The 24,279-nt window shown below is 54.1% G+C and carries 21 protein-coding genes and 1 tRNA gene; 17 read left to right on the plus strand and 5 right to left on the minus strand.

The genetic code is table 11. The features are described from left to right. The first annotated feature begins 1 nt into the window (after position 1). From PORAS_RS00455 to PORAS_RS00470, 4 genes are all read left to right on the plus strand, one after another. Positions 2 to 997 (plus strand): DUF4296 domain-containing protein, encoded by a 996-nt coding sequence (locus PORAS_RS00455; RefSeq protein ID WP_013759758.1) that lies wholly within the window; start codon positions 2 to 4, stop codon positions 995 to 997. Between the two features lie 45 nt (positions 998 to 1,042). Then, positions 1,043 to 1,273 (plus strand): hypothetical protein, encoded by a 231-nt coding sequence (locus PORAS_RS00460; protein ID WP_013759759.1) that lies wholly within the window; start codon positions 1,043 to 1,045, stop codon positions 1,271 to 1,273. A 105-nt stretch (positions 1,274 to 1,378) separates the two neighbouring features. Then, the gene (alaS, locus tag PORAS_RS00465) at positions 1,379 to 3,997 is read left to right on the plus strand and encodes an alanine--tRNA ligase (protein WP_013759760.1); all 2,619 of its coding nucleotides are present in this window, start codon (positions 1,379 to 1,381) and stop codon (positions 3,995 to 3,997) included. Positions 3,998 to 4,012: 15 nt separating this feature from the next. Further along, positions 4,013 to 5,107 (plus strand): 3-dehydroquinate synthase, encoded by a 1,095-nt coding sequence (locus tag PORAS_RS00470; RefSeq protein ID WP_013759761.1) that lies wholly within the window; start codon positions 4,013 to 4,015, stop codon positions 5,105 to 5,107. A gap of 192 nt (positions 5,108 to 5,299) precedes the next feature. Here the strand turns inward: PORAS_RS00470 and dgt are convergent, their stop codons facing one another. Genes dgt through PORAS_RS00485 form a run of 3 tightly spaced genes read right to left on the minus strand, consistent with a single transcriptional unit; the run spans position 5,300 to position 9,030 of the window. Next, a complete protein-coding gene (dgt, locus tag PORAS_RS00475; RefSeq protein ID WP_004331822.1) occupies positions 5,300 to 6,637 on the minus strand; it encodes a dGTP triphosphohydrolase in 1,338 nt (445 codons plus the stop codon). Positions 6,638 to 6,663: 26 nt separating this feature from the next. Next, positions 6,664 to 8,088: a DNA repair protein RadA gene (gene radA / locus PORAS_RS00480; protein ID WP_013759762.1), complete on the minus strand. Its 1,425-nt coding sequence runs from the start codon at positions 8,086 to 8,088 to the stop codon at positions 6,664 to 6,666. Between the two features lie 3 nt (positions 8,089 to 8,091). Next, a complete protein-coding gene (locus tag PORAS_RS00485; protein WP_013759763.1) occupies positions 8,092 to 9,030 on the minus strand; it encodes a dimethylarginine dimethylaminohydrolase family protein in 939 nt (312 codons plus the stop codon). Between the two features lie 535 nt (positions 9,031 to 9,565). On the opposite strand from PORAS_RS00485, the gene PORAS_RS00490 reads away from it, so the two are divergent. The 4 genes from PORAS_RS00490 (at position 9,566) to PORAS_RS00505 (ending at position 14,800) form a co-directional block, all read left to right on the plus strand. Further along, the gene (locus PORAS_RS00490; protein ID WP_013759764.1) at positions 9,566 to 10,261 is read left to right on the plus strand and encodes a class I SAM-dependent methyltransferase; all 696 of its coding nucleotides are present in this window, start codon (positions 9,566 to 9,568) and stop codon (positions 10,259 to 10,261) included. An 11-nt stretch (positions 10,262 to 10,272) separates the two neighbouring features. Continuing rightward, on the plus strand, positions 10,273 to 10,893 hold the full coding sequence (locus PORAS_RS00495) for a TetR/AcrR family transcriptional regulator (protein WP_013759765.1): 621 nt from the start codon (positions 10,273 to 10,275) through the stop codon (positions 10,891 to 10,893). A gap of 90 nt (positions 10,894 to 10,983) precedes the next feature. Further along, complete coding sequence (locus PORAS_RS00500; protein ID WP_013759766.1) at positions 10,984 to 13,320, plus strand: TonB-dependent receptor; 2,337 nt, start codon at positions 10,984 to 10,986, stop codon at positions 13,318 to 13,320. A 217-nt stretch (positions 13,321 to 13,537) separates the two neighbouring features. Then, positions 13,538 to 14,800 carry a hypothetical protein gene (locus tag PORAS_RS00505; RefSeq protein ID WP_013759767.1) on the plus strand — a complete coding sequence of 421 codons (1,263 nt, stop codon included), beginning with the start codon at positions 13,538 to 13,540 and terminating at the stop codon, positions 14,798 to 14,800. Positions 14,801 to 15,098: 298 nt separating this feature from the next. Here PORAS_RS00505 and PORAS_RS00510 read toward each other — a convergent pair whose 3' ends face one another. Then, the gene (locus PORAS_RS00510; RefSeq protein ID WP_013759768.1) at positions 15,099 to 16,916 is read right to left on the minus strand and encodes a Na/Pi cotransporter family protein; all 1,818 of its coding nucleotides are present in this window, start codon (positions 16,914 to 16,916) and stop codon (positions 15,099 to 15,101) included. Positions 16,917 to 17,157: 241 nt separating this feature from the next. Between PORAS_RS00510 and PORAS_RS00515 the strand changes: the two genes are divergently transcribed. From PORAS_RS00515 to PORAS_RS00555, 9 genes are all read left to right on the plus strand, one after another. Next, positions 17,158 to 18,828 (plus strand): nucleoside kinase, encoded by a 1,671-nt coding sequence (locus PORAS_RS00515; RefSeq protein WP_013759769.1) that lies wholly within the window; start codon positions 17,158 to 17,160, stop codon positions 18,826 to 18,828. Positions 18,829 to 18,838: 10 nt separating this feature from the next. After that, the gene (locus PORAS_RS00520) at positions 18,839 to 19,180 is read left to right on the plus strand and encodes a translation initiation factor (RefSeq protein WP_013759770.1); all 342 of its coding nucleotides are present in this window, start codon (positions 18,839 to 18,841) and stop codon (positions 19,178 to 19,180) included. Between the two features lie 11 nt (positions 19,181 to 19,191). Further along, positions 19,192 to 19,746, plus strand: coding sequence for an RNA methyltransferase (locus PORAS_RS00525; RefSeq protein WP_013759771.1), 555 nt, complete (start codon positions 19,192 to 19,194; stop codon positions 19,744 to 19,746). A 78-nt stretch (positions 19,747 to 19,824) separates the two neighbouring features. Then, positions 19,825 to 20,025, plus strand: coding sequence for a winged helix-turn-helix domain-containing protein (locus PORAS_RS00530; protein ID WP_044211477.1), 201 nt, complete (start codon positions 19,825 to 19,827; stop codon positions 20,023 to 20,025). Between the two features lie 150 nt (positions 20,026 to 20,175). After that, positions 20,176 to 20,257 (plus strand) — tRNA-Leu (locus tag PORAS_RS00535). A 207-nt stretch (positions 20,258 to 20,464) separates the two neighbouring features. Further along, positions 20,465 to 21,304, plus strand: a complete 840-nt coding sequence (gene glsA, locus PORAS_RS00540; protein ID WP_013759773.1) for a 1-acyl-sn-glycerol-3-phosphate acyltransferase — start codon at positions 20,465 to 20,467, stop codon at positions 21,302 to 21,304. Beyond that, positions 21,301 to 22,254, plus strand: coding sequence for a glycine N(alpha)-acyltransferase GlsB (gene glsB, locus PORAS_RS00545; RefSeq protein ID WP_004331818.1), 954 nt, complete (start codon positions 21,301 to 21,303; stop codon positions 22,252 to 22,254). Before glsA ends, glsB begins: the two co-directional genes overlap by 4 nt. A gap of 12 nt (positions 22,255 to 22,266) precedes the next feature. Beyond that, the gene (locus PORAS_RS00550; RefSeq protein WP_004331748.1) at positions 22,267 to 22,677 is read left to right on the plus strand and encodes a YraN family protein; all 411 of its coding nucleotides are present in this window, start codon (positions 22,267 to 22,269) and stop codon (positions 22,675 to 22,677) included. 180 nt (positions 22,678 to 22,857) lie between these two features. After that, entirely contained in the window at positions 22,858 to 23,388 is a 531-nt protein-coding gene (locus PORAS_RS00555; RefSeq protein ID WP_013759774.1) for a hypothetical protein, read from the plus strand. 173 nt (positions 23,389 to 23,561) lie between these two features. On the opposite strand, the gene PORAS_RS00560 is transcribed toward PORAS_RS00555, so the two are convergent. Further along, positions 23,562 to 24,071 carry a hypothetical protein gene (locus PORAS_RS00560; RefSeq protein WP_013759775.1) on the minus strand — a complete coding sequence of 170 codons (510 nt, stop codon included), beginning with the start codon at positions 24,069 to 24,071 and terminating at the stop codon, positions 23,562 to 23,564. Positions 24,072 to 24,279 lie beyond the last annotated feature (208 nt).

Genomic DNA, 24,279 nt, shown 5'->3' on the forward strand with positions numbered 1-24,279 from the left:
TATGCGTGCTTACAGCGTCAAGGTCTCCTGGCTCAAGTTTGGGCTACTAAGCTTGCTGCTACTCCTACTCGGGAGTGGCTGCAAGAAGCGTTCGTGGCAACGCATACCAAATGATAAGCTCGAGAAGCTACTCACGGAGCTATACACAGCTCGTGGCGTGGGTCAGACGCTCTACCTCACCTCTGACCAGCAAGACTCGATCTACGCTTCCATACTCAAGTCTCACGGCGTATCTCAAGAGGATCTAGACAGCACAATCTACTATCTCTCTGCCTCGAAAGCAAGGCTACTTCAGAAGGTCATTGCTCAGTCCTCTGCCAGCATACAGCGTGAGGTCGAAATACTAGAGCGTACGGCTGGATTCTTTCAGATTGGACTGGAGGGTGACGGGGGTAACTTCTACTCACCACTACCTGACACGCTCTCTTGCCGTGTCACACCACTCTCCACCTATCCTGTCCGCATTAATAAGGAGCAAAGCAGCTATCTCTGGAAGGTGGCTCTCGCTGATATTCCCAACCTCCCAGACACCATACATCAGATAGAGATACAGGGACTCGTCAGTGGTACGCGACTACCTGAGCAAAGTCAAATGCCCTACATAGCACTCTCCAAGCAGCTTGATGCTACGCCTCCACCCTTAGCCATGGAGAGTGTATCGACGCAACTACCCATCGGAGGAGCCTTCGTACTCACCCTAGGGACATCTACCCCAGAGCGAACTGCGGAGCCCAAGAAGGACCCAGAGCCAACAAGCTCAACTGATAGCTTATCAAAGGCCCTAGATAGCATTGCAAATGGTCTGATGGATAGTATGTCAGATAGTATGTCGAATAGCCTCCCCGCGAGTCGACCACTCAAAGAGCCTGTACGCACGCCCCCACACTTCTCTGTAGGGGATACCATCTCGATCTCTATCTACAGCTTACCGTCAGACTACCTGGGTGCGCAGTCGCTACACTTTAGGCTACAGGAGCTACGTATCATCGCTCGCTAGGATCTTACTCATAGTCCCTATGTAGCAAGCACAAGCATCACACCGATGGCACGACAGATCATCTTACACCCTGGCGATCGAATTGCACTCCGACAGCTGCGCTATCGAGATGAGCTCCTGCACTCCGTACTACTCACCTACCACGACCATGGGCGAGGCGTCGAGCTAACGCCTTGGTATCACGACGAACCACCACACACGCTCTACTACTCAGGCTCGTGGCGCCTCATCGAAGACGATAGTGCCGACCACCACTACCTACTACGCTACGAGTAGCAATCTGTACGGACGCACGGCTCTAACCTCTAACTTTTAATCCCTAACCTCTAATTTCGTACCTTTGTAGGGTATTAAGTATTAGCATAGATTGCTCTATAGATTATGATGACAGCACACGATATACGACAAGCCTTTCTCGACTTCTTTGAAGAGCACGGGCACCGCATAGTACCCTCGGCACCGATGGTGATCAAGGACGACCCCACGCTCATGTTTACCAATGCGGGGATGAACCAATTTAAGGATATCATCCTAGGCAACAAAGAGCCTCAGTATCGTCGTGCGGCAGACTCGCAAAAGTGCCTTCGCGTCAGCGGTAAGCACAACGACCTCGAGGAGGTAGGACGCGACACCTACCACCACACAATGTTTGAGATGCTGGGCAACTGGTCCTTTGGCGATTACTTCAAGCGTGAAGCAATCAAGTATGCCTGGACCTTTCTGACGGAGCGTCTCCAGCTACCCAAGGATCGGCTCTACGTGACCGTCTTCGGCGGCAGTCCCGAGGAGGGGCTGAGTCGTGACGACGAGGCTGCGAGCTACTGGCTGCAGTACACCACGGAGGATCGAATCATAGACGGCTCTCGCAAGGACAACTTCTGGGAGATGGGTGACACGGGTCCCTGTGGCCCCTGCTCCGAGATACACATAGACCTGCGTAGCGAGGAGGAGCGTCAGGCGGTCTGCGGACGTGACCTAGTCAATAAGGACCACCCGCTGGTCATCGAGATCTGGAACCTCGTCTTCATGCAGTACGACCGTAAGGTGGACGGCCATCTAGAGCCACTACCTCACAAGGTGATCGATACGGGCATGGGCTTCGAGCGTCTCTGTATGGCTATGCAGGGTAAGAAGTCCAACTACGACACCGACCTCTTCACCCCTCTGATACGTGCTATCGAGACGCTCAGCGGGGAGCAGTATGGTCAGAACGAGCAGGTGGATATAGCGATGCGTGTCGTCGCTGACCATATCCGTACGATCGCTTTTGCCATTGCCGATGGTCAGCTCCCGAGCAATGCCAAGGCGGGCTACGTGATCCGTCGTATCCTACGTCGTGCCGTACGCTACGCCTACACCTTCCTCCATGCCGATGAGCCCATGCTCTACACGCTCCTGCCCACGCTCAATGAGGTGATGGGCGAAGCTTATCCCGAGATCGTGGCTCAGCGCGAACTGATCGCTTCGGTGATCAAAGAGGAGGAGGAAAGCTTCTTACGCACCCTCGCTCAGGGGCTTAAGCTACTAGAAAGCAAAATACAAGAGCTACCCCAGGACGCGAAAGTTCTGTCGGGTGCCGATGCTTTTGTTCTGTACGACACCTACGGCTTCCCTCTAGACCTCACTGAGTTGATCCTGTCAGAGCGTGGCATGACACTGGATCAGGTAGCTTTTGACAAACTGATGCAGGAGCAGAAGAGCCGTGCGCGTCAGGCAGCTGCTATCGATGCTGCCGACTGGGAAGTCCTCGACGAGGAGACGACCGAGAGCACCTTCGTAGGCTACGAGACGCTCCAGATAGAGACACATATCCTGCGCTACCGCAAGGTGGCTGACAAGAAGCGCAGCTACTATCAGGTGGTACTCGCAGAGACCCCCTTCTACGCTGAGATGGGTGGTCAGATTGGTGACAAGGGGGTGCTGATCGCTCAGGACGGCACCGAGTACCCGATCATAGACACCAAGCGGGAGAACAACCTTCCCGTCCATATTCTCTCTACTCTCCCCGCCAATCCTAAGCAGCCCTTCATCGCTCGTGTAGGAGATGAGCTGCGTCATCTCACGGAGGCAAACCATACGGCAACGCACCTGATGCACCACGCTCTGAGAGCAGTACTCGGCACGCATGTAGAGCAAAAGGGTTCGCTCGTGTCGGCAGACTTGCTACGCTTTGACTTCTCACACTTCAAGAAGGTGACACCCGAGGAGATTGCTGAGGTAGAGCGTCTAGTCAATGCAGAGATCCGTGCCGACAGACCTCGTGATGAGCAGCGCAATGTGCCGATCGCCAAGGCTAAGGAGATGGGTGCTATGGCACTCTTTGGCGAGAAGTATGGCGACGAAGTACGTGTCATCAAGTATGGTGACTCAGTCGAGCTATGCGGTGGTACCCACGTGGCTAGCACGGGGCAGATAGGCTTTTTCAAGATCATCAGCGAAGGCTCTATTGCCGCTGGTATCAGACGTATCGAGGCGGTTACGGGTCCCAAGGCAGAGGAGTATGTACACCATCTGGAGGAGCAGTTGCAGCTCTTCAACGAGCGGCTAAATAATGTTCCCGATCCGCTCAAGGCACTAGACCGACTGATTGCCGAGGGTGCCGAGCAGCGCAAGGCTATCGAGCAGTACACCAAGGCTCAGGCTGAGCAAATAGCTCTGCAGGCTCTAGCCGATCAGACGAAGCGTGGCGAGACTACCATCGTCACCGTTAATAAGCCAATGAGTAGCGACGTCGCCAAGGATGTCGCTGGTACGATCCGTGAGCGACTACAGGGCTCTTACCTAGCGCTCATCGGTGCTGCCGAGGAGGGTAAGTGCACTCTCACGGTGATCCTCTCGCCAGACCTTGTCGACAAGGGGCTCAACGCTAGCAAGCTGATCAAGGAGGTCGCCTCGCTCATCAAGGGCGGCGGTGGTGGACAGCCACACTTCGCGACGGCTGGTGGACGCAACCCCGAGGGGCTCCAAGCAGCCATCGACCATATCGTCTCGCTGATCTAGCAAGTTTTAGACCAGATGCCACCCCTAGCCTTCATCTCCACCCAGTCGAGGGTTCTCGTGGGCAACCTGATGGGCGACTACCTGCGGGAGTTGCTCCGCCAAGGAAAGCACGAGAGCTACTACCTACTGGCAGATGCTAAGGTGTGGCATCTGAGCCAAGGGCTTATAGCGAAGAGCTATCCCGAGCTAACGGAGCTACCCCACTATCTCATCAACGATCCTGAGGGGGCCAAAAGCCTAGAGGGTATCGCTGAGATGGCACGCTGGCTCCTCGAGCAGGGTGCCCATCGTGGAGCTACACTCATAGCTCTGGGTGGTGGAGCCGTGAGCGACGCCGTCGGCTTCCTCGCACAGATTTATATGCGGGGTGTCTCCCTCGTCCTACTCCCCACGACGCTCCTCGCCATGGCAGACGCGGCTGTGGGCGGTAAGTGCGGCATTAACTTTGCGGGTGTCAAGAACCTGCTGGGAGCTTTTGCCAGTGAATCTGCTACGCTAACGCTCTGCGACACAGTTTGGCTGGAGAGCCTCCCGGAGGAAGAGCTACGCTCAGGCTGTGGCGAGCTGATTAAGTATGGTTTGCTCGTTAGTCCCGACCTGTGGCATCGATTGCTACAGGTACTTCCCGAGCAACCGTTCTCTTTAGAGCAACTCACCCCGCTCATTCGTGAGGCAGTACGGTTCAAGCTCGACATCGTGGCTCAGGATCGTCTAGATCAGGGCCTACGTCACCAGCTCAACCTAGGGCACACCTTCGGACATGCCTTTGAGGCGTGGAGCCATCAGCACAGCGACAAGCCTTTGCTACACGGCGAGGCGGTCGCTCTGGGACTAGTTCCCGAGCTCTACCTATCGCATGTCAAGCTAGGCTTTCCCAAGAAGGTGCTACACCAGTTGCTCACCATAGTGCAGGAGCTATACCGGCCGCTCGCCATCACCTGCCGAGACTACGATGCGCTGAGGGAGCTGATGCTCCACGACAAGAAGAATAGCGACGCAGAGCTCATCTCCACCGTCGCACTCACCGACATAGGTCAAGTTCACAAACTACAAAACAAGCCCCTCGACATCACCGAGGCGCTCGACTACTACCAGGACACGATGCTATAAAAAGTCCTAGCCCCGCAAATACCACGAGTAGCCCTTTGTAAGGAACGCACAGACAGTAGAGCGTCCTTACAAAGGGCTACTATTCATATCGCTTTGACGCAACGGACGCACTCTCGCTAAGCACTGACCGTGCCTCGACACAGGGCCCTCCCCAGCTCTACCCTCTAACTTCTAACCTCTAATCTCTAGCTTCTAGATCGCTGGCAGGCTCATGCCGGTGATGCGTCGGTAAAGGTCTAACGCATAGGGGTCAGTCATGCCAGAGATATAGTCGAGTGTGCACTGGAGCTTGCCGTAGATCGACTCTTCGTGCAGGTTGTACTGGCTGCTCACCAGCGAGAGGAGCGTACGACTGTAAGCATCGTCTGGGTGTAGGAGCGAGTGCATCAGTTTGTCGATCAGCTCTGAGAAGATCCGATGCCCCGCCAGCTCCACGTCGATCACTGCCCGTGCCGTGTAGATCTCGCTCTGCGCCACCGCACTATTGGCTCGGTAAGCTTCATAAAGCCTTTCGGGCATCTGGCTGACCAGCGTCCCTGCGAAAGTTCCATGCAGTATCTCCTCCTCATGCTCTATGAAGACCTCAGCACACGCCTCCACGAGGATATTGATCGCCTTAGCTCTTAGGTAAGCTATCCGCTCATTGCGATCCCCGATAGACTGCATCGTGGCAAGCACATGGTCGTGACCATCTGCGGGGAAGTAACGCAGGAGCAGATCCACCGTACGCTCGTAGCTCAGGATGCGCAGCTTGTACGCGTCCTCCACGTCCATCACCTGATAGCATATATCATCGGCCGCCTCCACGAGATAGACCAGCGGGTGACGCACGTAGTGACCCGAGGCGGGGTCTACCGGTAGGATGCCCAGATAGTTCGCCACATCGAGATAGGTAGCCCGCTCTGACTGGAAGTAGCCAAACTTCCCGCTCTCAGGCGCCCTAGCCGATGACCAGGGGTACTTGACAATAGCTGCCAGCGTGGTATAGGTAAGCGCAAAGCCTCCTGGTCGGCGTCCCTCAAACTGATGTGTCAGCAGGCGAAAGCCGTTGGCATTACCCTCGAAGTAGGCGAAGTCCTCCCACGGGTGCCCCTCCCCTACTACGGCGTCATACCATTGGCGACCATTGCCCTCGGTGAAGTAGGCACGTATTGCCCGCTCGCCACTATGCCCGAAGGGTGGATTACCCATATCGTGTGCCAGACAGGCCGCCGAGACGACCGTGGCGATGCTGCCCCGATGAGGCGTATCCTGATTGTCCGTCAGGCGGCGCGCTATGTAGTTGCCCAGACTGCGCCCCACGCAACTCACCTCCAGACTGTGCGTCAAGCGGTTGTGCACGAATATGTTCTTAGGCAGCGGGAAGATCTGCGCTTTGTTTTGCAGCCGGCGAAATGGTGCCGAGAAGATCAAACGATCGTAGTCCCGATCAAACTCCGTACGCATCTCCATACCCCCGCCGAGTGCGCCAGCTCGCTCAGGCTCTGGAGCGCCAAAGCGTCGGTTAGAGATCAGCTGATCCCAGTTCATCCTACTCATTATTATATATAGTGTATCTATTGTCTTTGTGAAAAGAGCGTCCTAAAGGCGTGATCCACCCGATCACACGGCACGATCTCTATGTCGTAGCTGCGTTGCTGCAGGCTCTTAGCATTCGCCTTGGGGATCAAGATCCTCGTGAAGCCTAGGCGATGCGCCTCTGCTATGCGCCGCTCGATGCGGCTCACGGCACGTATCTCGCCCGCCAGCCCCACCTCGCCCGTCATACAGGTCTTCGAGGGGACGGCTATGTCTAGATTGGAGGAGAGGACGGCACAGAGCACGGCTAGATCCACAGCGGTGTCGTTGATCTTGATGCCACCCGTGATGTTGAGGAAGACATCCTTCTGGATCAGCTTAAAGCCGGCCCGCTTCTCCAAAACCGCTAGCAACATGTTGAGTCGCCTCAGATCAAAGCCCGTGGTGGACCGCTGCGGGTTGTTGTAGATAGCGGAACTGACCAAAGCTTGCGTCTCGATCATGATCGGGCGAATACCCTCCACGGCACAAGCGACGACGACACCACTGAGACCCTCCGTATTGCCCGAGATAAGGTGCTCCGAGGGATTGCTCACGGCGACCAGTCCCGAGCTATTCATCTCGTAGATGCCGAGGTCGTCGGTAGAGCCGAAACGGTTCTTGTGGCTGCGCAGGATGCGGTAGAGATGCTGCTTGTCGCCCTCAAACTGCAAGACCGTGTCTACCGTATGCTCCAAGATCTTCGGACCCGCTATGGAGCCCTCTTTGTTGATATGACCAATGACGATCACAGGGATGCCACTGCTCTTGGCAAAGTGCAGGAGCAGGTTGGCACACTCCTTAATCTGGCTGATGGAGCCTGGTGAAGATTCGGAGCGTGCGGTCGTGACCGTCTGAATACTGTCGATGACCAGCAGATCAGGCGCTATCTGTAGAGCCTTCAGGAGTATGTTGTCCAGGTCGGTGTCGCAGTAGATGAGGCACTGCTCCGAGTGTATGCCGATGCGGTCGGCACGTAGCTTGAGCTGCTGAGCACTCTCCTCGCCCGATACGTAGAGCGTCTTGAGCTCTGGACAGCGCAGGACAGTCTGAAAGATCAGCGTAGACTTACCAATGCCCGGCTCGCCACCCAGCAAGGTAAAGGAACCCGGCACTAGTCCGCCCCCGAGGAGTCGGTTGAGCTCCTCATCGTGCAGATCTACTCGACTCTCCTCGCTTCCCTCAATCTGCTGTATGGGTCGCACCTCCTCAGAGTGCAGTCCGTCCCACGTAGCACCCTCATGGATCTGCGTGAGCTTACGCTGTATCTCCTGCGCTGGGGTTGTCCGCCCAGAGGGTGTCGTAGGCTGTGCTAGCTGCTCCTCGATCGTATTCCACTCCTGACACTCGTTGCACTGACCTTGCCAGCGGCTGTAGGTAGCACCACAGGCACTACACTTGTATATAGTCTTGACCTTTGCCATCTATCATGCACGCTCTAGAGGACATGTAGAGCAGCGCAGCAAGCCGCCCTGCTTGGAGATCTCACAGTACGGCACCTCCTCGACGGTCATGCCAGCCACCTCACGGAGGTAGCGTTGCAGACGCTCGGCACCCGCCTCGACACAGACCACTTCGGGAGAGAGGGAGAAAAAGTTGGTATGCATCTCGACCGCCTCCTCAGCGGTGATGGTCAGCAGCTTGTCCTTGCCAAAAACCTCGCCAATGATCCCGCGTGCCTCTCGCGAAGCGACTCCCTCGGGATAAAAGACGGCGAAGCCACGCCCCACCGGTTGGAAGGCGCAGTCTAAGTGCAGCACGCCACGCAGAGGATCCTGATCATGCTTGTATAGTGGTACAGGGACGACACGCTTGTGCGGGAAGAACTCACGGAAGAAGTCCACCGCGCGCTCATTGGTTCTCGTAGTTTTGAACTGCCCAAAGGCACCCGGCTCGCAGCACCCCACGAAGAGAATATCATCGTAGAGGATCACGTCCCCCCCCTCGACACGTACCTCAGCGGGCAGATGCACTATGCTACTCGGCTCGAAGAGGTCGTAAATCGGTGCGAAAGCATCGACCTCTCGTCTCCTATCGGGGATCATGTGTGCCACAAAGAGGTGCTCATCGATCACGAAAGAGACATCCCGTGCGAAGATCTGATTGCACCCCTCTATTGGCTCAGGACGATACACCTCCACGCCGTAACGCTGTAGGATAGCGAGGAAGCCCTCCATCTCACGCACCACAGCCTGCTCCGTGGGGTAGTCTCCCCGCAACACCGCTTGGTAGCTCTTCGCATCATAGGTCTCCTCGAGGGTCGGTGGCATACCGAGCGCATGGGGCAGCCCGAGGACCACCTTGCGGAGCTGGTTTGTTTCGTTGGTAACGTGAGGTGTGAGTCGTTCGTGTTGTTTGTCCATCATATCATCTGTTTAGCGGCTTCCTGCACAGCATAGGTGCGGGAAGCTTTATTCTTTACTCAGACAAATATAGGGAAATATAAGAGATTAGAGATTAGAAGTTAGAAGTTAGAGATTAGGCTCTAGTGTTCCTAGTGATACTAGTGGCACTAGTACAACTAGAAACTATCTACTAACTATTAATCCGATAGCCACGTGGAAAATCTCAAATCTCCACGTGGCTATTTTTTATTCTCCACGTAGGCGAGAAAAAATTCTTCGGACTTATCGTTTGATTCTTCCGAAGTTTCATTTTACGCCCACGTGGAGAATTTTTATTTTCCACCTGAGAAATCAAAATTCTCCACGTAGCTATTGCGCATTTGAGCGAGAGTTCCAAAAGTTTTCCTTCCTTGGAAACTTTTCGTCCCAAGGGAGGGAGCATTTCGTCCCAAAGCGGGTGGGCATCGTCTTCCCCCGTAGGTTTGCGAGCAGTACCTACTACTGGGTAGGTTTGCAGAGGTGATCCCTTGGCAAAGAGGTATAACTTTGCGATGCAATGTACAAGCTGTATTTCCCGCAGAAACTGATGACCAAGGCTCAGCATAACGCATATATCAAGCAGATGCACCGCTACGATGCACTCATGACGGGACGCTCCTGGTGGGGGCATCTCTTTATGAATGGGCTCTGGCAGGTGGATCAGCTACAGATGGCGGCAGAGGTCTTGGCTATGATCCCCGATGACTTTGTGGGGCGGCTACTAGATGTGCCGGTGGGGACTGCGGTCTTCACCTGCGACAAATACAAGCAGCTTGCCAAGGCTCAGATCACTGCACTGGACTACTCCGAGAAGATGCTCGAGATAGCTGCTCACCGCTTTGAGGCGGAGGGGGTGACCAATGTATCGCTCGTGCAGGGCGATGTGGGGACGATGCCCTTTGCCGATGGGGAGTTTGACTATCTGCTCACGATGAGTGGCTTACAAGCTTTCCCCGACAAGGAGCGAGCCCTTCGTGAGATGCACCGTGTGCTGAAGCCTGGAGGGAGACTGTGTGGATGCTTTTACGTACGTGGGGAGCACCGCGTAGGCGACTGGATAGCTCGCCATATATTGGAGCGCAAGGGGTACTACTGCCCGCCACACTACACAGCGACAGAGGCGGTGGCACTTCTTCGAGACCTCTTTGGGGAGCGTATCTCCGTACATCAGTATCACGCTATGCTCATCTGCTCAGTAATCAAAGATAGGTAAACAAACGAACTATGAATAGTCCGACACCAGATATACAGCAGCGTATCGAGGAGGGTGCCTTACGGCTCTTCTCTCGACATGGCTACATAGGCACCTCGATGCGTATGGTTGCCAAGGAGGCTTACGCCTCGCTGGGCAGTATCTACTACTATTATGAGGACAAGGAGGCACTCTTTCGCTCGCTCGTAGAGCCTGCGATCAAGGGGCTAGAGGCATTTTACGCCTTACCGCCTGAGGATCAGGACATGGAGATGGATATGCTGGACCCCGAGGAGCGTAAGCGGAGGGGCTACTCGAAGGCACCCTTCTACCAGTACATCATTGACCATGCTGAGGCTCTGCGACTGGTCTTCTTCGCCAGTGCGGGCTCCTATCTAGATCACTACGAGGATCGACTCAATCAGTTGAGCAACGAGGCGACCATCCGCTACTTCGAGCGGTATCGAGAGCTGCATCCCGAATGGAAAGCCGAGGTCGATCCTTCCTTCATCGATATTTACTCAGCCTTTATCACGGCAACCATCAAAACTATACTACAGCGGTCCGACACCAGTCCAGAGGAGCTGGCACGGTTCTGTCGGTGCCACGAGAAGTTTAGCTTCGGAGGTTGGCGAGAGCTCTTAGGGGGCTAGTGAAACAGTTCACTAGACCCTTTTTTTGAACACTTAGCGAAAGACGTTCAGTTCCCCCTCTTCCCAATAAGCAAATCAACTAACTAATCAATGAGACGATACAGACTACTATTACTAATCATGCTACTCTCCCTCAGCGCAGTAGCAGCTCAGGAGTACCACTACCGTGGCAACGTACTCGATGACGCTACGGGCGAACCCCTCATCGGAGCCAATGTCTATGCCGAGCCAAAAGGGGCAGGTGCCGTCACCGATGCCGAGGGTCGCTGGGAGCTCACCTCCAAGCAACGGGTCAAGAGACTCGTCGTGAGCTATGTGGGCTACAAGAGCAAGCGCATCACATCACCACGGCAAGATGGCAAGCCGATCAGCGTGAGACTAGAGGTCGACGAGACGACGCTAAGCAGTGTCGTCGTCGTTGCCAAGCGTCAGGAGCGCGCGCTGCGTGAGTCCGCTATGCCTATCTCGGTCATCTCGATGCGACAGCTACAAGGCACCGCCTCCTCGATAGACGAGGTGCTGTCTCGCACTACTGGCGTGACGCTGCGCAATACGGGCGGACTAGGGAGTGCCTCGCGCATCTCGCTACGTGGACTAGAGGGCAAGCGGATGGGCATCTACATTGACGAGACGCCCTTTGGCGAGATGAGCGACTTCATCTCGATCAATGACATCCCGACCGATATGATCGAGCGGGTGGAGGTCTACAAGGGGATCGTACCCTACAAGTTTGGCGGCTCGGCTATGGGCGGAGCGGTGAATGTGGTACTCAAGGAGTACCCGCCGAAGTACTTTGACGCTTCGTATGAGGTGGGATCGTACAATTCGCACATGCTCTCGACAGTCTTCAAGCGCACACTAGAGGATGCGGGCGTGCAGCTAGGACTTGGCGGTACGCTCGCCTACTCGGACAACAACTACAAGATGGAGCTGCCACACTACAAGGATCGGATCGTGAGGCGCGACCACGATCAGTTTCGGAAAGCGATCCTAGGCGGTAGCCTCAAGGCGACGAAGTGGTGGTTTGACGAGATCAAGCTAGAGTGCGCTGGGACCTACATTCGCAGAGAGATACAGGGCTTCGAGTGGGACGTACGAGAAGCTTTTACCCTCTCCAAGGGCTTGGCTATGGAGAGTACCTTCAAGCGTGCGGACTTCTTCCTCCCAGGGCTCGATCTAGACGCATCGGTCGGGGTGGTCTTCGGGCAAAATGGACTGACCGACAAGGCTGCGCATCGCTACGACTGGGATGGCAAGGAGTACCCCGCAGGCTCCTCTTATGGGGGCGAGCTATCGAGCATACCTACCGATGGGGTCAATCGAACGATCAACTTGGTGGACAAGGTCAACCTAAACTATACGCTAGACCGCCATCAGGCTTTCAACCTCAACCTGTGCCACACTTACGCTTATCGCAATCCCACGGACACGCTTATGGATCGAGCTTTGGGCTATAAGGCGAACTTCAAAAGCCGTATGAACAGCCTCACGGCAGGAGCCTCCTACGACCTCACGCTCTTTGAGGATCGGCTCCAAAATGCCTTCACCGCAAAGTACTACAACTACCGCTCCCGCTCTAAGGTCATCGGAACGATCAGTATGGGCGACCTCAAGGATGTGGAGACTAACCGACACTTCTTCGGCTGGAGCGAAGCTATCCGCTACCGCTTCACGCCAGACTTCCTGATCAAGGCTTCCTATGCGGACGAGGTGCGCATCCCTACGAGTGAGGAGCTACTAGGCAATGGCTACTCAATCAGCGCCTCGACGGACCTGCGCCCCGAGCATAGCCGTGGAGGTAACATTGGCTTGGTCTATCGCAACCTCTCGCCCACATCAATGCGGTTGATCGAGGCTGAGATCAATGCTTTCGGCTCTTACATCACCGATATGATCCGCTTTATGCCAGGAATTATTCCCTCCATGAGCTGCTATCAGAACTTCGGGAGCATCCGCACGTGGGGCGTAGAGGGCGAGGTGAAGTGGGATGCCCTCCCCTGGCTCTACCTCTATGGCAATGCAACTTACCAAGACCTCAGAGACACGCGCCGACTGATCCCCTCGACAAATGTCGCTAACCCGACGTACCTCAAGCGTATGCCCAACATCCCCTACTTCCTAGCTAATGCGGGCTTGGAGCTACACAAGGAGAATCTCTTCGGTGGGGAGGGCTACAACAGCCGTCTGATGCTCGATGCCTCCTATGTGCATCAGTACTACTACGACTTCGAGGTGAGCCAGTACCAAGAGCGCAAGATACCGACGGCACTGCGCCTAGACTTAGGACTAGAGCAGAGCCTGCGCAATAATCAGTGGACGATCACCTTCAAGGTCAAGAACCTGACCAACCAGCGTCAGATGTCGGAGCTAAACCGTCCGTTACCAGGCATTAACTTCTCGGTAAAGCTGCGCTACCTCTTCAGATGACAACTATGAGACTGTTGCATAAAGGCGAATCGCTGTGTTGCTTTCGGAATTCGGCTTCGGTCACATACGGAGGTATGCTCCCTTCAGACCTCACCCTCAGCGCCTTGCGCTTCATCCTTTCTGCAAAGTCAGGACAATCTTGCAAGCAAGATTGTGAGACTGTTGACTTTGCAACAGTCTCACTATATATTCACCAATTCAAATAACAGATTTCACTATGACCAGATTCAACAAACTAACCAACAGGCTCACCCTTGTTGCTGCCCTCCTACTAGGACTAGCGCTCACCAGCTGTGACAAGGAGCCTAAACCGACACCCCAGATGGGTAATGAGCGAATTCTCTTCTCCACCTCAATAATGAATGCAGACGGTGCCTCGGGCAATGGTTACCTGCAGGCTATCGGCTCTATCGAGGCGAAGAAGTACGACAACAGCCGTGGCGTGCCGGTCGGCTTCGGCACAGAGCCTATCTACTGCGGAGATCATCTCTACGTCCTGCCCGACTATATGGGGATGGGCAAGGCTGAGCTCGTCTGCTACACCGTAAGCAAGGAGTTGCAGCTCACCAAGCGTGGCGCTATGGAGCTCCCGGGTGGAGCCGCTGCCTGCAATGTGGTCGAGGTCTCTCCGGAGAAGGCTTACATCAGCTTCCAAAACATCGGACAGGTCTGGGCGTTTAACCCCAAGACGATGACCAAGACGGCCGTGATAGACCTCAACCAGTACAAGCACGCTGATACCAATGTGATGCCTGGTGCTATGGCAGTACGCGACGGCAAGCTCTACGTAGGGCTCTGCCAGTTGGACTCCAAGTGGATGCCACTACACAAGGAGGTCGAGCTGGCGCTCATAGACATCGCTACGGACAAGGTGGAGAAGAAGATTTCCTCCTCCACCTCGGGGCTCTCTGTCGCTACCCGTCCGATCGTAGCTAACTCGATCTTCCTCGATGACAAGGGCGATCTGTACATACTCTGCATGGGGAGCTTTGGCTTCAACCCTGAGTTCCCTGGAGGTATCGTTCGCATCAAAAAGGGTGAGACCGAGATCGACCCTTCATGGTCTATGAATCTCTCGGAGATCAACATAGAGGTCAAGGGCATCCTACCCCAGACGACCAAGCTACCCGCCAACTACATCGTATCGATGCACTACGTCTCTGGCTCTAAGGTGGTCGCCATCATGGGCATCTATGCGCTCGACCCCACAAGCAAGAACCCCTACACGGCTCTCTACTGTATTCCTACGGTCATCGACCTAGAGCAGCGTACCATCCAGCAGATCGAGGGTATCCCCGTGTCCAATCCTCACGCATGCGCCCTCGGGCGGTACAACGATCGGATCATGATCGGCTCGGCAGGCAAGGAGCGTAGCGGATTTTACTCCTACGATCCTAAGACAGGTGCCGTCTCTGACGGTCCCGTCTTTGAGGTAGAGGGCAATCCTATCTCCTTCTATCAGATGGAGACTATTGCATAAAGGCGAATCGCTGTGTTGCTTTCGGGATTCGGCTTCGGTCACATACAGAGGTATGCTCCCTTCAGACCTCACCCTCAGCGCCTTGCGCTTCATCCTTTCTGCAAAGTCAGGACAATCTTGCAAGCAAGATTGTGAGACTGTTGACTTTTGCAACAGTCTCAGATGAAGTAGTTTTAGAGGTCTATAGAATCCTAAAAAGGCGGGTCGCTAAGAGAGCGATCCGCCTTTTTCTATGGTTTGGTATTTGACTAGAAAGACTACTCGGAGTGCGTCTTTACTAGCGAGTCAAAGCGTATGCCTACCCTTTGGTGGCGGCCTGTACGACGTTGAGCACGTAATCACCCAGCTGCTCGTAGTAGCCGACGAGGTCCATATAGCTCACGGACTCGGGGTAGTCGTACTTCTGCGTACGGACGTTGTCCATGTTCTGAGCTTTCAGCAAGGTACGCAGGTCGTTGAGCTGCTTCTCTAGCGTGTAGCTCTCACGTGCGTCAGACTCGGAGAGCTTGTTGCGTCGCAGTAGCTCGGCCATCTTGAGGGCTGTCTCGGTGGCAATCATATGGATCTGCAGGAGGTTGTTGCGCACCATCTCGGTGTAGCTCTTGCCGAGCTGGTGGTAACGATTGATCTCACGCGCTATGCCCACCGCAGCATCGGCAACACTCTCTATCTCGGTCGCTACGCGGTAGTAGACGAGTATGTCGCTCTGTGACTCCTTGCCTAGCTCCGTATGAGAGATCTTATTGAGGTAGTCAGCTATCTCGACCTCTACGGCATCGGATATATCCTCTTCCTGCTCGCATTTGTTGTAAAGCCTCTTGAGCTCGACATCATTATCCGTCTTGAGCATCCCCTCACAGTAAGACATCATTTGCGTGACTCTACTGGCGTACTCGGCCAGCTCTTGCTGTACTTGTAGCAGACCGATCTCACCCGTTGGTAGGATACCAGCACGGATGTAGCGTAGGTGTGTCTGCTCTGTGTCACCCTTCTTAGACTTCTTCATCGGTATGGCTCGCTGGCAAATCTTGACATAGACAGGTACGAACCAGATCATCACAAAGGCGTTCAGCAGGTTGAAGGTGGTGTGGAAGAGTGATAGCCCGATAGAGACGGTTGCTGCTAGAGATACTATCTGAGCTTGTATCGCAGCTAACGAGGGATCGGTGAGTGTCTCTGTCGAGGAGATGGCACTCATACTAGCGGGATCGTAGACCTGACTGAGGCGAGAGGTGTACTCGTATAGCTCTCGTGGATCACCTACCCCCATATTCATCATCCAGTTGGCGATCATATTGGTAAAGGGATAGAAGAAGATCAAGACGAGTAGCACACCGAAGACGTTGAACAGTAGGTGAGAGAGCGCAGCCCGCTTAGCATTGACATTAGCCCCGAGGGCTGCCAGATTGGCGGTAATAGTCGTTCCGATGTTTTCGCACAGGATCATGGCCGTGGCGATCTCAAAGGGTATCCACCCTTTTGAACACATGATAAGTGTGATTGCTACCGTCGCACTGGAGGACTGAACCAGCAGCGTCATAACCGTACCTATTAGGAGGAAGATCAGGATAGATCCAAAGCCCATATCGGTGTACCCACGGAGGAATTCGAGAGCCTCGGGGTGGCTCTGGAGATCTGGCATCGAATCCTTGAGAAACTGCAATCCGAGGAAAAGCAGTGAGAAGCCTACGAGGAACTCGCCCAGCGAGTTGAGCTGCTCCCGCTTCATATAGATAAGCGGTATGGATACAGCGAAGAGCGGTATGGCAAAGGTCGATATATCTATCTTAAAGCCAAAGAGGGTGATAATCCAAGCGGTGACGGTCGTACCAATGTTGGCACCCATAATGACCGATATCGCCTGTCCTAGCTGGAGGAGTCCCGCATTGACGAAGCTGACGACCATCAGAGTCGTAGCACTAGAGGACTGCACCAATGCGGTCACCAAGACACCAGTGAGTAGCCCTAAGACTCGCCAGGAGGTCATCGCTGATAGGATCTGACGCATCCTATCGCCTGCTGCCTTTTGGATGCCCTCGCTCATGATCTTCATACCAAAGAGGAAGAGTCCTAGCGAGCCCAGCAGATAGATAAAGTCAAACAGAGTAAATGCCATGAGTATGTCGTTGTTTGTATGTCATTACCGTGTGAAAGTCCCCCAAGACCTACCAGCTACTTAGACTCAGAGCCGCAAATTTACAATGGTTGTCATGCGACTGAGCCACCTGATACGACTGATTATGGCCCTTTGGTGACAGCTATTTCGTAACTTCGCATGCAAAGGTAACGATTTTAGACTGCTTAGCCTAACTAACCGACCTAACAATTTGACAAAAGATATCTAAGCATCACCCCCTATGGAGAATCTATCAATATACTGCCCCAACCTAGACGAGCATCTCAGCGTGCCACCTGGAGCCACACTCTACCAGGTAGCCCAGAGCTACCGCAACGCTCTAGGCTTCGAGCCTGTCAACGCTCGTGTCAACAATCTTACCGTCGCCCTCGACTGGAGGCTCCGCGAGTCCTGTCAGGTCGAGTTCGTCGGACTCACCGAGGAGAGCGGTCGGCACACCTATCTGCGCTCCCTCTGCCTCCTCTTTGCTAAGGCGCTCCACGATGAGCTACCTCACTACCATCTGAGCGTACGACACTCTCTCTCGGGGGGATACTTTAGCGTCGTCAGGTGTGGCGACAAGGGCATCACCGATGAGCAGCTAGCCCTCATCAAGCGACGCATAGACCACCTCATTGCTGAGGACCTGCCCTTCGAGCGTCGCACCGTACCGGCCGAAGAGGCGGTGCAGATCTTTACGGCTATGGGAGAGATGGACAAGGTGGATCTCATCACCTCCAGCGGACAGCCCTACGTCACCTATCACTATCTCGATGGGTACCCCGACAACTACTACGGCTCGCTGCTTCTCTCCACGGGACAAGTTCAGCTCTACGACCTCGTCCCTTACCTCGGGGGTGTACTGATACGGGTACCTTCGATCGTCCAGCCTACGGAGCTCGCACCATTCGAGCCACAACAGCCAATGCGTGAGGTCTTTGACAAGCAGTCTCGTCTGCTCACCCTCCTCGACGTAAGCTATGTAGGTAGTCTCAACAAAGCGATCAGCACGGGACACTTCTCCGAGATCGTACAAGTCGCCGAGGCTGCACAGGAAAAGGAGATAGCCGCCATAGCTACTGAGATCGCTGAGGCATACAACCAAAAGGGTGTGCGCATCGTACTCGTTGCGGGGCCCTCCTCTTCAGGCAAGACAACCTTTACCAAGCGGCTGCGCCTGCAGCTTATGGCTAACTACCTTCGCCCTCACCAGATATCGCTCGACAATTACTTCGTAGCCCGTGAGTTCACCCCTCTCGATGACAATGGAGAGTACGACTTCGAGCACATTGAGGCGCTAGATCTAGAGCTCTTCGCCAGTGATCTGCGTCGGCTCCTAGCGGGCGAATTGGTCGATATGCCACTCTTCGACTTTACCCAAGGAGCTAGAGTGTACCAAAAGGAGCTCCTACAGCTTGGTGAGGGAGACTTGCTCCTCATCGAGGGCATCCATGCGCTCAATCCACGACTCATCCCCGAGGATCTACAGCCACTGACCTACAATATATATATCAGTGCCCTGACCGCCCTCGGACTAGATGCACACAACCGCATCCCTAGTACCGACATACGTCTCCTCAGACGCATGGTGCGAGACCATAACTATAGGGGCTACTCAGCCATCGACACCATAAGCCGATGGCGCAGCGTGCGAGCTGGCGAGAAGCGTTGGATCTTCCCCTACCAGAATAGAGCCAACGTACTCTTCAATAGTGCACTCCTATACGAGGTCGCCGTCCTCAAGACCCTTGCCGAGCAGATCCTCTACCAGGTACCCGCCTGTGTCAAGGAGTACAGCGAGGCGCGCCGACTGCTACGCTTCCTAGATCACGTCAGACCAGCCCCGATTAACGAGATCCCCTCCACTTCGCTCCTGCGCGAATTCATCGGAGGTAGTTCATTTCACTATTGACCCCGCAGCTATGTCCAAGAAGAAGAACAAAGCCCCCGCTACGGGAGGCATCGTATACAGTACCGACCCCGACTGGTCACCACAACAAGCGAGTAGCGAGGCTGAGACCCTCCCTCCCGCTCAGCAACGACTACGCATACAGTACTCCCGCGCTGGCAGAGGAGGCAAGGAGGCACTCATCATCATGGGCTTCGTCGGGTCTGACAGCGATCTAGCAGACCTCGCCCGCCAGCTCAAGCAGTCGCTCGGCTGTGGTGGATCCACACGTGATGGCGAGATACTGCTCCAGCAAAACGATAAGGAGAAGCTCATCAAGCTCCTTCAGTCCAAAGGTTACAAAGACACCAAGTAAAGCCTTCCGCTATGCCCATAGAGAAAACCTCTATCCTAGAGATGAATCGTCTCACCACCGAGGAGTACCACTCCGCTCCCAAGGTGCCGCTCACCATCCTCCTAGACAATGTACGTAGCATGCACAATGTCGGCTCGATCTTTCGCACGGCAGACGCCTTTCGCCTGGAGGAGCTTCTCCTCGTTGGCATCACAGGCTGTCCGCCACACCCGCTCATTCACAAGACCGCCATCGGCGCCGAGGAGGCTGTGCCCTGGCGACACCTAGACTCCGCCATTGAGTTTCTTGAGCAGTGCCGAGCAGCCGGACGCACCATCCTCGCACTCGAGCAGACTCATCAAAGCATCCCGCTCGGTAACCAGCCAGCACTGGACGATCGTGGTGCGGTGCTGATCGTAGGCAACGAGGTACACGGCATCTCTGACGAAGTCATTCAGTATGCTGACTACTGCCTGGAGATCCCACAGTACGGCACCAAGCACTCGCTCAATGTGAGCGTCGCCACAGGCATCGCCATCTACGATCTCTGCACACCTTATCTAGAGATGCAGCATAGCTTAACCTAGCCGCAAAGGTCGTCTCGATCTTTTTACGTAGCTTTGCCATATAGAAAAACCAATACCCACAACACTATGGAAGAAAACATGATCGAATACATCGGCACCAATGCAGGTCTCGTCTGGAACGCACTAGACAAACTAGGCAAAATGGACATCAAGCAACTCAAGAAAGCGACTAAGATACGTACCGAGAAGGATGTCTACGCAGCGCTCGGCTGGCTTGCCAAAGAGGAGAAGCTCACCTTCGTCTACGAAGACAACACGCTACTAGTCGCACTGCGATAGTATCTCCTAGACAAGTAGACTAGCCAAACTATCTAGATCACTACACATCAGAGCGTTGAGTCTCTCTGCCGTGAGATTTACGAGATCTAGGTCGTACAGTTGCTTGTTAATTCAAAGATTATTCTTACCTTTGCAAACGCAAACCTCGCTGCGGTCGTGGCGGAATTGGTAGACGCGTTAGACTTAGGATCTAATGCCGCAAGGTGTGTGGGTTCGAGTCCCACCGACCGTACAACGGTAGAGAGACCTCTCTGAAACCCCTCGTGGGAGCAGACAGGTCTCTCTCTTTTTTATTCCCGTCCCCACGCCACGTCCACCCTCTCTAGACCCAAGTCTCACGGTAAAAACGAGTTTCGGTGAATTATCCCGGCATAGTAACGTCGTTGTAATCGCTATGTGCGCCATAAATCGTACATTTGCAACAAATCACATGCAATCTATGCCTGAAGAGAGCTTTCATCCACAGCAGGTCGACATAGCAGCTATCCTCAATCGACGACGCAAGAAGCCATTGCCCGCTTTCGTGACCAATGGGGTCGCTCGACTGATCCACCAGCGTGAGATCAATGATGTGCTACGTCGCTACGGACACCTTGAGGGGGTAGACTTTATGGATGCCCTGGTCCAAGAGTTTCGCATTGACTTAGCACTCATCGGTGCTGAGCATCTGCCAGCAGATCCTCGTGCACTCTTTATCAGCAATCACCCGCTAGGAGGACTGGACGGGATCTGTCTGACACACCTCATAGCTAGTCACTATCAGTCTGACATTCGCTACATCGTCAACGATCTCCTACTCAATCTCAAGCCGCTCGCCAATATCTTCGTTCCTGTCAACAAGTACGGAGCGCAGGCTCGCACCTCTATTCAGAGAATGCACGAAGCGCTTGAGAGCGACCTGCCCGTGATCACCTTTCCCGCGGGACTCTGCTCACGCCTCATCAAGGGACAGATACAGGATCCCCTCTGGCGACCTAGCTTTATCAAGCAGGCAAGACAATATCACCGTCCCATCGTACCGCTCTACTTCCACGGGCGCAACTCGATGAAGTTTTACCGTATCGAGCAGCTACGCAAGGCGCTCGGCATACGCTTTAACATAGGCACCGCATTGCTGCCACACGAGATGTTTGCCGCACAGGGCAGCTCCTTTACCATAGTGGTCGGGGAGCCTATCCCTTACGAGACGCTCGAAGGTATAAGACCTAGTGAATTACCTGAGCAGGTAGAGCGCATCAGGCAGCAAGTATACCAACTGAAAGACCAACTACCCAAATGAGTGCTACAGAGCAACCCATCATAGCGCCGATAGATCGGCAATTGATCAGACAGGAGCTAACACCAGAGCTCTTCGTCCGTAAGACCAATAAGAGTAATAACGAGATCTACGCCTTTCGAGCTGCGCAAGCACCACACACGATGCGTGAGGTGGGACGTCTGCGCGAAGAGAGCTTTCGTGCGGGCGGTGGCGGTACGGGGCTTGAGTGCGATGTAGATAAGTATGATCTGATGGACGATGGCTATGTACAGCTCATCGTCTGGAGTCCTGAACTAGAGAAGATCATGGGTGGCTACCGGTACATCCTCGGTGAGGCGGTGCTACGCCATCAGGAGCAGACGGATGCGCTAGCCACATCGCACATGTTCAGTTTCAGCGAGGAGTTTGTTCGCGACTACCTCCCCTACACGATCGAGCTAGGGCGCTCATTCGTGAGCCACGAGTTTCAGACGACACGGGCGGGGCTCATGTCCTCCATCTACACGCTCGACAACTTGTGGGACGGGCTCGGAGCCTTGACAGTCATCTATCCTGAGATCAAGTACTTCTTTGGCAAGGTCACTATGTACAAGACCTACAACAAGTATTGCCGCAACCTGATCCTCAAGTTTATGGAGATCTACTTCGGCGACAAGGATCGCTTGGTCGTTCCGATGAATCCTGTCGAGGTGGACATAGATCCCGAGGAGATAGATCGTCTCTTTGTCAAGAACGACCTCAAGAGCGACTACCGCACGCTTAAGGCGGAGGTGCGCAAGCACAATATCAACATTCCCCCGCTCTTTAATGCCTATATGTCGCTCACCCCGACGATCCGCATCTTCGGCACTGCGATCAACGATGAGTTTGGCGATGTCGAGGAGACAGGACTACTGACCCCTATAGCGGACATTATCCCAGAGAAGAAAGAACGTCACATAAACACCTTCCAAAACACCCGTAAGTCCTAAGAGCTCAGCTTCATGGCTCTCGCTAATGAGCTCGGTGCCGCTGGCGAAAAGGCAGCTCAGCGCTACCTCCTCTCTCGACGGATACGCATCCTCGAGGTCAACTGGCGTGATCCGCTCTGCGAGATAGACATCATAGCGTCTGACGGGCGGTACCTACTGATCGTTGAGGTGAAGAGCCGTATGGAGTACACCGCCACGAGTCCGCTAGATGCGATCAATGTGGCGAAGGCTCATCAGATGATGCTCGGCGGTATGCGCTATGCACAGCGAATGCGCATCGACCTACCGGTACGTTATGATGTCGTCGAGGCACTCTACTGCCCTGCGAGCGATCTCTTTGAGATTAAGTACCACAGGGGATACTTCCCCGCAGAGGAGATCGCCCTTCAGGAGGCACTCCCCCACGGCTCTGCCCAGCCCTAGATGAGAGTTTGTTCACGGCAGCTGAGTGCAAAGGTAGTCTAAGCAATAAAAGGAGCTGCGCCCTACTGCATGCTAGTGAGCTTCTACAAGAATCTATCGTCTGCCAACGTTTCTCAATCGGTCTCAAGATATGGGTGCGCACTTCCTTTTTATCTATATTTGCAGAAAGGACTCGCAGTTATGAAACAAACTCACTTACCCAAGCTATGGTGCGTCGTTGCAGCCATACTGTTTATGCTCACCCTGTCGGGCTGTGGGCTGAATGCTCCTCAGGTGAAAACGTACCTCCCCCTATCTCAATACGAGTACGCCTACATTGCTCCAACGGGCAGCGTGTTAGGATCATTTGGCGGCTACTCACAAGCCAACCTTAACTCTGTCAATCCTAGAGACTTTATCGCTGGGCAGCTCTTCAAGAGAGGCATTATAGTCGTTCCTGAGATCAATCCCGCACAGGCACAGAAGACGCTTGTCGTAAGCTACGGCGAGGGCGACAAGAGAAATATATTGGTCGGCTATGCTCTAGAAGTTACTATCCAGCTAACTACTGCCGACATGAATAAGCTCGTGGCAGTAGCTACTGCCGAAGGGTATGGAGAGACCGAGTCTGACAAGATCCGAGATGCTATCTCACAAGCTATGACAGCACTCTTTGAGCCTGAAAAAATCAACGAGAGCTCCTCTCCCTTTTCCCTCGGACGCTACTTCTAAGCATCCTAGAGAATCCGTCCGTCTTACGGATCAGACGAACGACTAGTGGTGTAGCTGCGGTCGTATAGTGGATCTGGATACAACTAGGAGGCTCAACCGCTGTATAGTGCGATCGAGCCTCCTAGTTGTATCGTTTTTTTAGCTTCTTGTCAGATAGAGCCCTCTCTGGGGTGCTAGAAGTTGATCGAAAAGCCCATATCCAAGCCTAGACGATGCATTAGGCTGGGACCTGAGTAGATGCCCATCTTGTAGTCAATGCCTGATCTCCATGCTACACGTGAGGTTATGGCGCAAGAGACACCGGCACCGACACCGATGGCTCCTCCGACGAAGTTGTAGCCCGAGAAGTGAATCATCTGGAGACCTCCGAAGGCATCCAAAAAGAAGTTCACATTACTCTTGGAGGGGAAGTAGTAAGTGACCTGAGGCCCTAGTCCGAGACCTCCTAGTTCACCAGTGCCCTCGTAGTGGATCGTAGCTCCTACGGAGAGGTTGTCCTTGACAAACCAACCCATAGAGGGGTTCACCAGTACGTTGAAGATACCAATTCCTCCATCAACGGCAACAGCCGAGAGGCTGAGAGTACCAGTAAACTCACGACGTCCAGCCGTCCTCTGAGCCTGTAGACTACAGACACTAAGAAGACTGACGATCAGTGCGATAAGCAGTGCTTTCTGTTTCATATGACTTATGTTATGTGACAAATAAATGATTTCTCGTCAAGTCCTTCCCAAATCCTGCAGGGATACACCGAAAATGTACAAAAAGTTAAAGAGATCCGTCCTTTTTTGTAGACCAGGGCTGACGCATTATATACAGTGAGTTCATCTATCTCCTTATTTCTCGCTTGTCGCTAATATGTAGCTTCTGAAAGAGCGATTATGATGCGTT

Source organism: Porphyromonas asaccharolytica DSM 20707, from assembly GCF_000212375.1.
Taxonomy (GTDB): domain Bacteria; phylum Bacteroidota; class Bacteroidia; order Bacteroidales; family Porphyromonadaceae; genus Porphyromonas; species Porphyromonas asaccharolytica.

Coding starts and splice junctions, on each gene's coding strand:
- PORAS_RS00455 (WP_013759758.1), top strand. CDS start 2: ATGCGTGCTTACAGCGTCAAGGTCTCCTGGCTCAAGTTTGGGCTACTA.
- PORAS_RS00460 (WP_013759759.1), top strand. CDS start 1,043: ATGGCACGACAGATCATCTTACACCCTGGCGATCGAATTGCACTCCGA.
- alaS (WP_013759760.1), top strand. CDS start 1,379: ATGATGACAGCACACGATATACGACAAGCCTTTCTCGACTTCTTTGAA.
- PORAS_RS00470 (WP_013759761.1), top strand. CDS start 4,013: ATGCCACCCCTAGCCTTCATCTCCACCCAGTCGAGGGTTCTCGTGGGC.
- dgt (WP_004331822.1), bottom strand. CDS start 6,637: ATGAACTGGGATCAGCTGATCTCTAACCGACGCTTTGGCGCTCCAGAG.
- radA (WP_013759762.1), bottom strand. CDS start 8,088: ATGGCAAAGGTCAAGACTATATACAAGTGTAGTGCCTGTGGTGCTACC.
- PORAS_RS00485 (WP_013759763.1), bottom strand. CDS start 9,030: ATGATGGACAAACAACACGAACGACTCACACCTCACGTTACCAACGAA.
- PORAS_RS00490 (WP_013759764.1), top strand. CDS start 9,566: ATGTACAAGCTGTATTTCCCGCAGAAACTGATGACCAAGGCTCAGCAT.
- PORAS_RS00495 (WP_013759765.1), top strand. CDS start 10,273: ATGAATAGTCCGACACCAGATATACAGCAGCGTATCGAGGAGGGTGCC.
- PORAS_RS00500 (WP_013759766.1), top strand. CDS start 10,984: ATGAGACGATACAGACTACTATTACTAATCATGCTACTCTCCCTCAGC.
- PORAS_RS00505 (WP_013759767.1), top strand. CDS start 13,538: ATGACCAGATTCAACAAACTAACCAACAGGCTCACCCTTGTTGCTGCC.
- PORAS_RS00510 (WP_013759768.1), bottom strand. CDS start 16,916: ATGGCATTTACTCTGTTTGACTTTATCTATCTGCTGGGCTCGCTAGGA.
- PORAS_RS00515 (WP_013759769.1), top strand. CDS start 17,158: ATGGAGAATCTATCAATATACTGCCCCAACCTAGACGAGCATCTCAGC.
- PORAS_RS00520 (WP_013759770.1), top strand. CDS start 18,839: ATGTCCAAGAAGAAGAACAAAGCCCCCGCTACGGGAGGCATCGTATAC.
- PORAS_RS00525 (WP_013759771.1), top strand. CDS start 19,192: ATGCCCATAGAGAAAACCTCTATCCTAGAGATGAATCGTCTCACCACC.
- PORAS_RS00530 (WP_044211477.1), top strand. CDS start 19,825: ATGATCGAATACATCGGCACCAATGCAGGTCTCGTCTGGAACGCACTA.
- glsA (WP_013759773.1), top strand. CDS start 20,465: ATGCCTGAAGAGAGCTTTCATCCACAGCAGGTCGACATAGCAGCTATC.
- glsB (WP_004331818.1), top strand. CDS start 21,301: ATGAGTGCTACAGAGCAACCCATCATAGCGCCGATAGATCGGCAATTG.
- PORAS_RS00550 (WP_004331748.1), top strand. CDS start 22,267: ATGGCTCTCGCTAATGAGCTCGGTGCCGCTGGCGAAAAGGCAGCTCAG.
- PORAS_RS00555 (WP_013759774.1), top strand. CDS start 22,858: ATGAAACAAACTCACTTACCCAAGCTATGGTGCGTCGTTGCAGCCATA.
- PORAS_RS00560 (WP_013759775.1), bottom strand. CDS start 24,071: ATGAAACAGAAAGCACTGCTTATCGCACTGATCGTCAGTCTTCTTAGT.